This is a genomic window from Streptomyces turgidiscabies Car8 (assembly GCF_000331005.1).
Lineage (GTDB): Bacteria > Actinomycetota > Actinomycetes > Streptomycetales > Streptomycetaceae > Streptomyces > Streptomyces turgidiscabies.
In genome coordinates, this window is the sequence record NZ_AEJB01000431.1 from 1 (window position 1) to 12,753 (window position 12,753).

Consider the following 12,753-nt stretch of genomic DNA (forward strand, 5'->3'; position numbering starts at 1 on the left):
GGCCCCTGATGGTTTTTCGGGTCCCGGACAGGGGACCGGTGGGGGATCCGGTCGGGAATTCGGCCGAGGATCTGCCGGGGATTCCTCCCGCATCTCACCCGCCTCGGAGAACGGTGTGGGCCGCCTCCCGTACGGCGGCGATGGTCGGTTCGTCGCGTCTCTCGGCGAGCCAGGCCAGGGCGGCACTGCAGGGTTCGAGATCGGTGACGTCGAGGTAGCGGATGCCGGGGCGGGGGAACAAGTCGCGTGCGGCTGCGGGGAGGAAGCACATCGCCTCTCCGCCGGCCACGGCGTGCAGCAGGGACTCCATGTCGGTGGCCACCGGCCCGTACCGCACGGGGCTGCCGTCGGGGCGCGGGTCCACCGCCCAGAAGTCCCACCACACCCGCGGCACCTTCTCGGGCATGGCGACCACGGGCCGGCCGGCGAGCTGCGCCAGGGAGACGCTGGGCAGCGAGGCCAGCGGATCGCTCGCGGGAAGGCAGGCCACGCGGGGCTCGGTGGCGAGCCGGCGCACCTCTATGCCCGCCGGGACGGGGGGCCGGAGGAACATCACGTCGACCTCCTGCCGGAGGAGAGCGGCGAAGTGGTCGGCGAAGTTGAGGCTGACCACCTGCGGTGTCATCCGGGGGTGCCGGTCCCGCAGCGCGCCCAGGACGGCGCGGGTGTGCGGCATGGCGGCCTCGGCCCCGATGGTTCCCACGACGAGCCGACCGGAGAGCTGACGCGCCTGGGCGTCGGCCGTCCTGCGCACCCGGGCGACGGCGTCGACGGCCGCGCGCGCCTCGGGGAGCAGGGCCCGGCCGGCGACGGTGAGCGCGACGGCCCGGCTGGTGCGGTCGAACAGCCTTACTCCCAGGCGCTGTTCCAGGTCCCGGATCTGCTGGCTGAGCGCGGACTGCGTGATGAACAGAAGTGCGGCGGCGCGCCGGAAATGAAGCTCCTCACTGAGCACCACGAACAGGCGCAACTGATGGACGCTCGGTTCGGCAGGCCGCTCGGATCCGTTACCGGCTATGACAGTTGCCCGTTTCCTCATTCATGAGGATTACCTTATCGACGGGTTGAGATTTCGCATGCCTGAGCCCATGACAACGAGGGTGCTGTCGTGTGAGTGTTCTGATCGCTGCCCTGGTCGCCGGACCGACCATCCTGGCTCGGGGCCGCCGGACACCGCCGCACGCGGTCGTCGCAGGGGATCAGAGGGGACCGCACGTGACCGTGTCCCACGGCCGGGAACCAGCGCCGTCGCCGTCGCCTCTTAGGATCCGGAGCGCCCTCGGTGCGCCGCGGACCTCCGATCGACCGACCACACAGCCTCGGAGCTCCGCGCCCGGCCGGCCCGAACCCCACAGCCCTGGAGCGGCGTTCGGTCCGGACAGGGACGAAGGGCACCAGGAACACGAGGAGGAGAAAGAGAGCATGAACGGCGTACTGGTTCACCTGCCGTCGGACGGGAGGACGGCGCCCCCGCCCCCGTCGGAACCGGTGAGCCTTCGGCTCGGTCGTGGGGGCGTCGTCCGTTTCGGCCGCGGCTCCGTGTCCGTTCCCGTCGATCTGCGGGCCGCCCATCCGGCGGTCTCCCGGCTCGCGCGAGGGATCCGGGCGACGGAGGACCACGGGCAGTCGAGCAACCCCGGTCACCTCGGCATGAGCGGTCGGACGGGGGTGGCGGGAGAGTGAACAGCGGATCCGTGGAGGTGGTCCCGCGCGGCTACCGGGTCGGCGAGTGGGAGGTCACCGACCTGATCGGGGCCGGTGGATGGGGGACGGTGTACGCGGCCAGGCGCGCCGACGCTCCTGACGGCGGCGACGCCGTGGACAGTGGAGACGCCGGGAACAGCCGGAACACCGGTGACGTAGGGAACACCAGTGACGCCGGTGATGCCGGGAGCGCCGGTGACGTCGGGAACGGAACGGCTGCGCACGGGGAGACGGCGCCGACGGAGGTCGCGCTCAAGTTCCTGCCCACGGCCGGGCTCGCGCCGCGTCAGGCGCGTGGACTGGTGGAGACCGGGCGGCGCGAGACCGAGTTCAGCCGGCGTAACCGGCACCCCCGGCTCATCCGGCTCTTCGACTCCATCACGCTCGGAGAGGCCGCCGGTTCGGCCTTCGACGGAGCCGTGGTGCTCGTCATGGAGCGGGCCGAACGAAGCCTGCGCGAACGGCTGGAAGCTTCGTCCGCCGACGGCCGGTCCGGCTCCTCGCCGTCCGGAGAAGAGCCGCTGTCGGTCCGGGAGGGAGCGCGGCTGCTCACCGAAATCTGCGAAGGGCTGGCGCATCTGCACGGACTGGGCTGGGTGCACGGCGACCTCAAGCCCGACAACGTCCTGCTCATGGCGGACGGATCGGCACGGCTGGCGGATTTCGGACTCTCGGTCGAACTGACCGGCACCCACGCCTACATACCGCCCCTGGGCACCCTCGACTACCTGCCGCCGGAACGCCGGCAGGCGTCGCTGGGCGAACGGGGCGTGCAGGTACGGCAGAGCACCGACATCTGGGCGCTCGGCGTGATGATCCATCAGGTCTTCACCGGAGGTGTCCTGCCCTTCCCCGGAGCCACACCGGCGGCCCGTGGAGCCGCCGCCCAGGAGTACGCCGACGGACGCGCACCGCTGCGCATGGATCTGCGGATGCCGCCCTTCTGGCGTGAGCTGGCGGCCGACTGCCTCAGTCCGGCCCACACCGACCGGGCCGCGCACACCGCCGAGAGCCTGCTGGGCCGTATCCGCGCCGAACAGGAGCGGGCCGGGGCGCCTTCGGGAACACGGCGCAGGCGCACGGTACTGGCAGCCGCCGCACTGGCGGTGGCCGCGGGCGGGGTGGGCGCCGCCGGGTGGCTCCAGCTCGACGACGACGAGCGGTCACCGGGCAGCGGCGCCGCGTCCGGGCGGGGCGGGGCGACGGCGAGCGTCGTGGCGAGCGCGCGGATAGAGGTGTACAACGCCGAACGGTCGTGTCGCCGGCTCGGCGAGCGGCACAACCTGTGCAGCCTCGGACTCGCGATCGACCCCTCGCTGCCGTACGACATCGACAACGTCGTGCTGACCAGGGTCTGGGGCGGCGACGTCCTGACCGCCGACTGCCAGTTCCCGCAGGGGATGCCGGTCGCCGACGAGGCGGGCACGCGCTCGGTGCGGTGGTACAGGGTGCGTCTCACGGCGGAGAAGGGCCGGACCACGGCCTGGCTGCCGGCGGTGCGGACGAAGGATCGTCCGGCACTGGCGGAGTGCCCGGCCCAGCCCTCTCCGAGCTGACCCGGGGTCAGCAGAGATCGATGTCGCGCCCGTCGTTGTCCTTGGCCTCGTTGTTCCCCCAGCGCTGGAGGTAGTACGCGGAGACATACGCGCGGCCCGAGCCGCCCGGCGTCACCTCGTCGAGGTCGGTGAGCAGCCACCAGTGGTTGAAGGAGCTGCCCACGCGCACCTCGGCGCCCTTCTTCTTGCACAGGACGTAGTTGGTTCCCTTGAGCAGCTTGCCCTGGACCGCGCAGCGGGGGCTGGTGTCGCCGACGCAGTCGACGGCCGCGTAGCCGGGGGCGTCGGCGAAGGTGTCCACCCAGAACCGCTCCGGAGTGGGGGTGCCGCCGCATGCGTTGGTGCTGGTCACGTTGGGGAACGGCCCGGAGGGGGAGAGGCGGTACTCGGTGTTCTGGATCACCGGGTACACCATTTCGTTCGTCTCGCCGTCGTTGTCGCCGTTGCTGTCGTACAGCTGCTCGTAGTGCAGGTGGGCCGACTCTGTCCCGACCAGTGCGAGCCTGCCGAGGGGCGTGCCCGAGGAGACCTGCTGGCCCAGAGTCACGCCGATGCTGTCCATGTGCAGATACACGGAGAACCAGCCGCCGCCGTGGTTGATCTCCAGGCCGCCGGGTTCGAAGCGCTGGGTGACGGTGCCGGCGGCCGAGGCGACGACCGATGAGCCGAGGCTCTGCCCGCCGACGCGGTACATGTCGAGCTTCTTGTCGTCGGGTGAGTGTCCCAGGTACGTCTTCAGCTCCCAGGTCTGGCCGCAGGCGAAGGGCAGCCGGAAGTCGGGCCGGGCGCCCGCGCTCATCTGTGACGGAGCGGCGGCCGCCGGGGCCGCCCCGGACGCGGTCCAGAGCCCCAACACCGCTAGGACGGTCGCGAGGACAAGGACGAAGGGCTTGGGCAGCGGCGCCCCGAAGGCGCGTCTGCCGCGGGATGTGTGCATGGAATCCTTCCTTGCTGCGAGCAGGTCGGGGAGAGGAGCCGGGCGGAACCACCGAGCCTGTCCAGCCGGGTACTCCTCGCCTCGCACCCTAGGCAGGCCCGAGAGGCCGTGGTCCCTGACAGGCGTCAGGGACCACGGCGTTCCAGGTCTCCCTACAGTTCCGCACGTCGGCAAGCCCAGCCGTATCGGGGCACTGCGGACCGGGAACAGAACTCTCTCCGGCAGCCACACCGTCCTCACCTTCGTCCTTCGGGGGACAGACGCATGAAGCGACTGATCAGCCGTACCGCCATGGCCTTCGCCGTGACCGCTCCCGCCGTCGGCGGCCTCGCCACCACGGCCCAGGCGGCCCCGGCCGCCGCGGCCGACAGCGGTGACCCGGCCCTCACCGACGTCTACATCTGGGCCACCGACGTCAACCTGCGCCAGCAGCCGACCACCGACTCGCCGCGGCTCGCGGTCCGTTCGCAGTGGTGGGCGGACGCCCTGTGCCAGAAGCGGGGCCAGACCGTGCACGACCCGGCCCTCGGCAGCAACAACTGGTGGACCGCCGTCATGGAGTTCTCCGGCAGCGACATGGCCTGGGTGAACAACCTGTACATCCGAGGAGGCGAGAAGATCGCCGGAGTCCCGGACTGCTGACGCACCGTACCCACCGCACGCCTGTGGGGCGGACCGGTGTGCCGGCCGCCCCATGTGGCGTGTGATGCGGCTCAGTTCACGGGCCCAGGGCCCGTCAGCGGCGCCCGGCCAGTGCCTGGTCGGCGTTGGCCAGTTGCGTACGCATGTCCTTCTTGACGGCGGCGAACTCCCGTTGTTTCTCAGCCATCGCCCGCCGCTGGTACGCCGCGTCGACCGTCGACCAGACGCCGATGACGTTCGTCTCCCGCTTGCAGGCCACGTCCGTGCTCGCGAGCGCGACTTCCGACCGGCCGGCCGTCACCCCCTTGAACTCGGGGTCCTTGCCGGGTGTTCGGGTCGGGTCGGCGAAAGTGTAGTCGCTGTTTTGTCGCTCCATACACCGTGACCAGGCACGGAAGACCGCCACCACACGAGGGTCGCGTTGTGAGTCACGGTAGCTGCCGATGTTGACCGCGCTGACGAGTTCCGCGTTCCCCAGCTTCTGCGGGTCCCCGGACAACGCCTTTGTCGCCTCGCTCTGGCAACCGCCCGCCGGGAGCCGACGACCGCGCGAGTCGGTGCCCGTCGGTGTGCCGTCCGGGTTCGACCCGCGCAGGACGAGCATCGCCTCCGGCGCAGGCTGCGGCATGCTGGGCTTGTTCCTGACCTGCGGCGGCACTGAGCCGGGAACCGGGTGATAGCCGTAGCGTGCTGCCTTCGCCGCGTCCGTGATGCCGTACCGGTGAGCCGTGTTGGCCGGGTTCAGTGTGCCGGTCTCCGGGATGGGGCCGGTGGGGGCGGGCCAGGAATGGCCGAAGCGCCGCATGCACGACTCGGTCAGTACCGCCTTGGCCCGGAACAGGCGCCCGACCTGGCGATCGGTGAACAGGTAGGCCTCGACGGGCAGTACCAGGGAACTGACATCGAGCATCTTCGGCACCGCGATGACCGGTGGGGGCCCGGAAGCCGTGGGCAGTCCCGACCGAGGGGGCGCCGACGCCGGCTCCGCCGCCTGCCCCTGCGCGCACCCCGCAGTGACCGCGAGCAGGATGACCGCCGTCCCGAAGCGCCGGGTCCTGTGCGTTGTTCGCGCCGACATGGTGCCGTGTCCCTTCCAGGGTGCGGGTGCGACAGCGCGGGCCGCCCGACGATGCGCGGGCGGCCCGGACGGGCGTCAGCCGGCGTAGTACCAACCGAGCGAGGCGTTGTTGTTCTGTACACCGGAGTTGAGCGCGCGGGACTCTCCGGGCCAGACGTCGTCGTAGGGAGCGTCACCGCTGGCGTTCTGGTTCTCGTTGTAGAAGATGCGGGCCCTGAAGCTCGGATCGTTGTTCCAGGCGCGATTCACGTTGTTCTTCACCCTCAGACCGTGGCCCTCGCCGCCGGCCGCGAAAGTGTGCCCCGCGAAGTCGTTGACCGCGGTGCCGTACTTGCTCCAGGAGCTGTTGCTGGAGCCGCTGTAGTAGAGGTAGACGTTGCCGTCCCAGCTGGCGACGCGGGCCTGTCCGGACGCGGCTTTCCCCTCCGCGGCAGCCGGCGCGGTGGCCAGGAAGGTGCTACCGGCGATCAGGGCTGCGGCGACCGCGATGGATCCCGCCGTACGACGTGCAGTTGTCACGATGTTCCTCCGTTGGCGTACGGAACGGGGGCGTCTCGACGGCGGTCGGCCGCCCGCGCGAGCCTCCCCCGTGTCGGTCGGCTTCGACACTAGGACGGGAACGGCACGGCACGTCCTGACAGTTGTCAGGGCCGGGCCGCCGTCCCCACGCTGCTCCGGAAGAACTGCGACTTAGCGCCGACCACACCGCACTCGCCCCCTGGCAGGGCCACCGATGCCCTCGGTTCCGACGGCCGGTTCACGATGCGCGGCCTCCGTGACCCCGCGACACCGCCACCCCTCCTTGATGCGCACCCTGAGGGAGACCGGGTGGGCCGTCCCCCTCCGGCTCGTCGTCCCGTTCTACGGGCGTCGTCAGGCGTCGGCCTCCCGCGTGGCAGTGAGACGGCCGGCTCCGCGCGGCGGCAACAGGCTGAGGTGCTCCTCGCGTACCAGACCGAAGCGCAGGGCGACGGAGGCGAGCCGGGTCCGCTTGGCGCCGGTACGGCCGCCGTCGGGCGCGGTCGTGGCCTCCTCGCCGAGGTCCAGGCGCAGCTTGGTGAAGGCGAGATAGTCGATGTGGTAGTTGACCGCGGAGCGTGTCAGGTCCCGGTAGGACTCCAGCGGCCGCAGCCGCTCCACGATCTGTCCGACGCCGGGCAGCGCCGAGTCGGACGGGTCGCGCAGCCTGGGCTCGCACAGGGCCACCAGGACGCGGAAGTACTTCGACGTCGGGTCCAGGGCGAAGGGGTGAACGGTCTGTGCGCCGCCGCCCGGCACGGACTGCTCGCCGAGATAGGCGTGCTGGGGTGCGAACACCTTGAACGTGGCGTCGCCGGACAGGGCGGGCAGCACCACGCGGGAGAACTCGAAGGGCACAGGCGCCCCGAGCCGTCCCGGCGCGACGGTGAGGTACTCACCGGCTCCCTCCAGGTTCTCCACCACGTACGACACGCTGCGGCTGAAGTTGGACAGCCGCCAGTAGTCCTCCGCGGCTTCCAACTGCCCGGCTCTGCGGGAGATCCCCGGATCGGTGAGGACGATACGGACCCCCGTCCCGCCCCGGCCGAAGTCCGCGATCTCCCCCGGCCCCAGGTGGATCAGTCCGGGACTGTCCGTCTCGTCCGCACCCCACTGGGCGGTACCGGGCAACTGCACGATGATCGTTTCCACGCGGACTCCCCCGCTGATGTCGCCCCCGATTTGGTCGCGAGGATTGTACGGTCGGCTCCCGGGTGGCGCGGAGGCGGCGGGGCCGCTTTCGGACGGCGGTTTCCGAGCGCTGGGCGACGAACACGAACTCCCGGCACTGGCCGGTCCGGCGCGGCGCGCACATCCTCCAATCCGTGGTCCCGCGCGGCGGGTTCGGCCTCGACCACCTACCGCTCGCGAAAGCGCGCAGCCGAGTCCGACGTGAGCCTCCGCCCGTCCGCGCCGCACCACACAGGTCCACCGGAACGTCCTCATCGGTCGGTTCACGTCGCGCAGGGGGCGAGGAAAGGTGACGCATGGGCTCCGGTCGGCCCTTCGCGTGGGCCGTGTTGAACGATTGACAAGCCGAATCCACCAGGGTTGTCATGAGCGCATGATCAAGTGCCCCGTGAGCTGCCGCGCCACGGCCGAGGCCGGACCGCCGCCATGGGCGTACCGTCCGTGACCGGTCGCCGTGAGCTGTTCGACACCGCCCGGGCCGAGTTGGCAGGCCGTCAGGGAGTCCTCCTCCACGGCCCCGCGGGGATCGGCAAGTCCGCTCTCGTGGCGTCCCTCGTTGCGTCCTCGGCCGTCCTCGCCCAGCCCTCCGGGACGGTGCTGCGCTGCTCGCCCGCCCCTGAGGAGGCCGGACTTCCCTTTGTCGGCCTCGTCGACCTGTTCGCGGGGGTGCCGGAGAGCCGCCTGGAGGCACCGGCGCCCGAACCCCGGGCGGCGCTGCGGGCGGCCCTGCTGCACAGCGAGGAACCCGCCGACGGCCGCGGCCGGCTCGCGGTGCGCGTCGCCGTCCTCGACGTACTGCGCGCTCTCGCCGCCGCCGGCCCCGTCCTGCTGGTCGTCGACGGCCTCCAGTGGCTCGACGAAGCGACGGTGGAGGTGCTCGCCTTCGCCGTACGTCGTGTCGGGGGCCTCGACATCCGGGTGCTGGCCACCGAGCGCGTGGCCGACGTCGAGCGGCCCGAATGGTCGCGCTGCTGCCCGCCGGACACCCTCGAACTCCTCGTGCCACCCCTGGCCGACGGCGAGTTGGCCGACCTCGTGCGTACTGTGATCGGCGCCGAGCCACCGCCGAGTGTGCTGCGGGCGATCCAGGACACCGCCGCCGGAAACCCGTCGTACGCACTGGAGTTGGCCCGTGCGGCCCCGCGTGACGCGGCACCCCTCGGTCTCGGGCGCCCGCTGCCGGTGCCCCGGGGACTGCGCGACCAACTCCTCGACCGTACGCGCTCGTTGCCGCCGACGGCCCAGCGCACCCTCCTGGTCGCGAGCGCCGCAGCCCACCCCACCCTCACCGTCCTGCGCGCCGCCGGGCTCCCCGAGGCCGCCGACGACCTCGCGGAGGCCGAACGGCTGGGCGTCGCCACGGCCGGCGCCGACGGGACCGTACGGTTCCGGCATCCGGTGGTCCGGGCCGCCGTGTACGCCGACGCACCGGAGTACGGCCGTCGTGCGGCGCACACTCTGCTGGCCCGCGCGGTCAGCGAGCCGGTGGAGCGGGCCCGTCACCTCGCCCTCGCCCACCCGTACGAGGACGAGACCAACGCCCGCACACTGATGTCCGCCGCCGAGTCGGCGCGCCGCGACGGCACACCCGAAGCCGCCTTCGAGCTCGCCGCACTCGCCGCCCTGCGCACTCCCGCCGACCGCACCGAGGACCGGGCCGACCGACTGCTCGCCGCCGCCGAATACGCCTGCGACGGCGGCCGGTCGGAGGAAGCGGCACAGGCGGCCGGAACCGTCCTCGCCGGATCGGGTGCCGCACGGCAGCGGGCGCGGGCCCGGGTGATCCTGCTGCGCAACGCCGGGCAGGCGCTGGAAGGCGCCCGTGACCTGATCGAGGAGGGACTGAGGGACGCAGCCGGCGACCCCGGGGCGGAAGCCTGGCTGCACTACTGGGCGGCCGTACGGGGCCTGCTGTGCGGGGAGTTGACGGACGCGGCCCGGCACGCCCGGCTCGCCGCCCGGCAGGCGCAGCTGGCCGGTGACACGGACACCAGGATCGGGGCCCTCGCCACCCTCGCCCGGGTGCGATCCCTGGCGGGCGAAACGGTCACCGCCGACGCCGCCCTGGAGGAGGCGCTCGCGCTGACCGGCGGCGCCGACGCCGGCCCGGAGAGCTGGGGACTGATCCGGATGCGGGCGATTCTCGCCCTGGACTCCGACCACGTCACCGACGCGGGGGAGCGGGTCACCCGGCTGCTGGCGGAGATCGGCGACTTCGCGGGGGTGGAGGAGGTCATGGCGACCCTGGTCGCGCTGACCCGTATCCAGGTGCGCGCCGGGCACTGCCGAGAGGCACTGCGCACCGCCGCCCACTGCTCGGACATCCTGGCCGGGTCCGGCGTACTGGCCGCTCCGGCGCTCTACGTGGCGGCTCTCGCGGCGACGGCGGGCGGCAGCGCGGACGAGGCCCGGTCCCTCGCCGAGCAGGCGGTACGCGCCTCGGAGGCGGACGGCGACCGGCTGTTCCTGCTGCGCGCGCTGGCGGTCCTAGGCGAGGCCGAGCTGCTCGCCGGCGACCCGCGAGGTGCCGCCGCCGCGGTCGAGGTGCTGGGACGCGTCAAGCGGCTCGGCGAGACGATGTGCGCGGCCGACCCGCCGCTGCTGCACTGGTACGCGGATCTGGCCGAGGCCCTGGTCCTCCTGGGCGAGACGGATACGGCCGGGGCCGTGCTCCACGACGCCCGCGCACTGCTGTCCGCCGACGCGCCCGGCAGCGTACTGGCGGCTCTGGAACGGGCGGAGGGCCTGCGTGAGGCGGCGCTCGGCCGGGCGAAGGAAGGGGCGCTGCACCTGCGTCGCGCCGTGGACCGGCTGCGCCGGCTCCCGTTGCCCGTCGACCTGGTCCGCACCCTGATCGCCCTCGGTACGGTCGAACGCCGCTCGCGGCGCAGAAGCGCGGCGCGAACGGTCCTCCACGAGGCGCTGGACACCGCGAAGCGGATCGGCGCCGCTCCGCTGGCGGCACGGGCCTGGGACGAGCTGGCGCGGCTGGACGCCAGGGACCGCGGCGGCGAGACAGGCACGGGCGAACCCGAACTCACCCCGACCGAGGCCAGGATCGCCGAACTGGTCGGCGGCGGGGCCACCAACAGGGAAGTCGCCGCGAAGCTGTTCATCAGCGTCAAGACGGTGGAGGGCGCCCTCTCCCGGGTCTACCGCAAGCTCGGGGTCCGCTCGCGCACCGCGCTCGCCCACGCCATGGCGGTCGCCGTCCTCGCCTCTGGCGCTGCCGTGACGTACGGAGACGACGACCAAGTCACCTCGGTGCCCCAGGGAGTGACGGTGAGTCAGCCCGGCCGGATCCGGACGGCCCGGGCATCCGACACACGCCGTTGACATGACATGTGCAGTTAACACGTAGAGCAAGGGTTCCCCCGCTTACGGGGGTGGGGCCGCCGTTCCTACGGTGAAGGCGTTCCGCTTCCGGGACACGCCCCCACTCTCCGGAGGACCTCAGTGAAGTCACGCCTGAAACTGCTCGGTCTGGTCGCCGCACCGGTGCTGCTCGCCGCCGCCGTCCCCACCGCCTACGCGGCCAACGTCGCCCAGCCGCACGCGACGCGCGCCGCTGTCACCGGAGACGTCCTCAAGGGCCTGGGCAGGAGCGCGACCCGGACCGGCAAGCTCGCCGCAGGGAAGCGGATATCGGTGGCGATCAGCCTGGCCCCCAGAAACGACCGTGCGCTCGACACCTTCGTCACCAAGGTCAGCGACCCCCGGTCGAGTTCCTACGGCCACTACCTGACGAAGGGCCAGTTCGCCGCACGCTTCGGCCGGACCGACGCCGAGGTCAAGCAGCTCAAGGACTACCTGCGGGCCCAGGGGCTCACCGTCGGCAAGGTGCACTCGGGCAACCTGCTCGTCGACGCGAGCGGCACCGCCGCCCAGCTGGAGAAGGCCTTCGGCACCAGGCTGTCGACCTGGAAGGACGCGTCGTCGGGTCGCTCCTTCTACGCCAACGACGCCGCGCCGACCCTGCCCTCGGCCGTCGCCGCCCTGGTGAGCGACGTCGCCGGCCTCAACAACCGCACCCAGCTGCACCACCAGTCGTCCTCTCGTGTCGCCCCCCGCAACGGCCCGGGCGGCGGCTACACCCCGGCCCAGCTCAAGGGCGGCTACAACGTGTCCGGTACGTACACCGGCAGCGGCCAGAAGATCGCGCTGCTGGAGTTCGACGGCTTCCAGCAGGCCAACATCACCAAGTACGACACCAACTACAGCCTGGGTTCGCCCACACCGACGGTGTCCAAGGTCGACGGCGGCTCCGGCGCGCTCGGTGACGGCCAGGTCGAGGTCGAGCTGGACATCGAGGTCCTGCACGCCATCGCCCCCAAGGCGAACGTCACCGTCTTCGAGGGCCCCAACTCCGACGCCGGTGAGGTCGACACCTACCAGGCGATCGTCGACAGCGGCATCCCGACCACGTCGATCAGCTGGGGCGCCTCCGAGAGCGCCCGCACCACCTCCAACATCAACGCCGTGGACGCCGTCTTCAAGGCCGGCGCCGCACAGGGTCTCGGCTTCTACGCGGCCTCCGGCGACGACGGCTCCGACGACGCGGGCGACGGCACCACCACCGTCGACTACCCGGCCAGCGACCCGTACGTCACCGGCGTCGGCGGCACCAAGCTGACCGTCACCTCGGCGAACGCCTTCAGCAAGGAGGTGGCCTGGTCCGGCGGCGGGGGCGGCAAGTCCTCCGTCTTCAAGATCCCCAGCTGGCAGACCGCGGTGCAGAAGACCGCCGGCGGCGGCTTCCGCCAGGTCCCGGACGTCTCGGCGCACGCCAACCCCAGCCCCGGCGTCTCGATCTACTCCCAGGGCTCGTGGGGCACGGTCGGCGGCACCAGCGCCGCGGCGCCCGAGTGGGCGGCGTTCGCCGCGCTCTACAACCAGCAGGCCAAGGCGGCCGGCAAGGCCAACCTCGGCTTCGCCAACCCTGCCCTCTACACGGCGAGCGGCACCGGCTTCCACGACATCACCAGCGGCAGCAACGGCGCCTACTCCGCCGCCACCGGCTGGGACTTCACCACCGGCTGGGGCTCGTACAACGCCGCGACCCTGGCGAGCAAGCTGCTCGGCTGACACTGCTGAATGACCGACTGACACCCCTGAACGACGGGACG

10 protein-coding genes are annotated in these 12,753 nt (G+C 72.0%); 5 read left to right on the top strand and 5 right to left on the bottom strand.

Features of this window, described 5'->3' with window-relative positions:
* Positions 1–94: 94 nt before the first annotated feature.
* Positions 95–1,039, bottom strand: a complete 945-nt coding sequence (locus tag STRTUCAR8_RS31680) for a LysR family transcriptional regulator (RefSeq protein WP_006380256.1) — start codon at positions 1,037–1,039, stop codon at positions 95–97.
* Positions 1,040–1,422: 383 nt separating this feature from the next.
* Between STRTUCAR8_RS31680 and STRTUCAR8_RS31685 the strand changes: the two genes are divergently transcribed.
* Together STRTUCAR8_RS31685 and STRTUCAR8_RS31690 are read left to right on the top strand one after the other, a co-directional pair.
* A complete protein-coding gene (locus STRTUCAR8_RS31685) occupies positions 1,423–1,683 on the top strand; it encodes a hypothetical protein (protein WP_006380262.1) in 261 nt (86 codons plus the stop codon).
* Positions 1,680–3,260, top strand: a complete 1,581-nt coding sequence (locus STRTUCAR8_RS31690) for a serine/threonine-protein kinase (protein ID WP_100247719.1) — start codon at positions 1,680–1,682, stop codon at positions 3,258–3,260. Before STRTUCAR8_RS31685 ends, STRTUCAR8_RS31690 begins: the two co-directional genes overlap by 4 nt.
* 7 nt (positions 3,261–3,267) lie before the next feature.
* Here STRTUCAR8_RS31690 and STRTUCAR8_RS31695 read toward each other — a convergent pair whose 3' ends face one another.
* Positions 3,268–4,197 carry a M23 family metallopeptidase gene (locus STRTUCAR8_RS31695; RefSeq protein ID WP_006380259.1) on the bottom strand — a complete coding sequence of 310 codons (930 nt, stop codon included), beginning with the start codon at positions 4,195–4,197 and terminating at the stop codon, positions 3,268–3,270.
* 264 nt (positions 4,198–4,461) lie between these two features.
* Between STRTUCAR8_RS31695 and STRTUCAR8_RS31700 the strand changes: the two genes are divergently transcribed.
* Positions 4,462–4,839, top strand: coding sequence for a hypothetical protein (locus STRTUCAR8_RS31700; RefSeq protein ID WP_006380255.1), 378 nt, complete (start codon positions 4,462–4,464; stop codon positions 4,837–4,839).
* Positions 4,840–4,933: 94 nt separating this feature from the next.
* On the opposite strand, the gene STRTUCAR8_RS31705 is transcribed toward STRTUCAR8_RS31700, so the two are convergent.
* The 3 genes from STRTUCAR8_RS31705 to STRTUCAR8_RS31715 all read right to left on the bottom strand — a co-directional run bounded on the left by STRTUCAR8_RS31705 (position 4,934) and on the right by STRTUCAR8_RS31715 (position 7,588).
* Complete coding sequence (locus STRTUCAR8_RS31705; protein ID WP_006380258.1) at positions 4,934–5,917, bottom strand: hypothetical protein; 984 nt, start codon at positions 5,915–5,917, stop codon at positions 4,934–4,936.
* Between the two features lie 75 nt (positions 5,918–5,992).
* Positions 5,993–6,436: a hypothetical protein gene (locus tag STRTUCAR8_RS31710; RefSeq protein WP_006380260.1), complete on the bottom strand. Its 444-nt coding sequence runs from the start codon at positions 6,434–6,436 to the stop codon at positions 5,993–5,995.
* 354 nt (positions 6,437–6,790) lie between these two features.
* A complete protein-coding gene (locus tag STRTUCAR8_RS31715; RefSeq protein ID WP_006380263.1) occupies positions 6,791–7,588 on the bottom strand; it encodes a hypothetical protein in 798 nt (265 codons plus the stop codon).
* 465 nt (positions 7,589–8,053) lie between these two features.
* On the opposite strand from STRTUCAR8_RS31715, the gene STRTUCAR8_RS31720 reads away from it, so the two are divergent.
* Both STRTUCAR8_RS31720 and STRTUCAR8_RS31725 read left to right on the top strand, forming a co-directional pair.
* Complete coding sequence (locus tag STRTUCAR8_RS31720; RefSeq protein WP_044473241.1) at positions 8,054–10,963, top strand: helix-turn-helix transcriptional regulator; 2,910 nt, start codon at positions 8,054–8,056, stop codon at positions 10,961–10,963.
* Between the two features lie 120 nt (positions 10,964–11,083).
* Complete coding sequence (locus STRTUCAR8_RS31725) at positions 11,084–12,712, top strand: S53 family peptidase (protein ID WP_006380264.1); 1,629 nt, start codon at positions 11,084–11,086, stop codon at positions 12,710–12,712.
* Positions 12,713–12,753 lie beyond the last annotated feature (41 nt).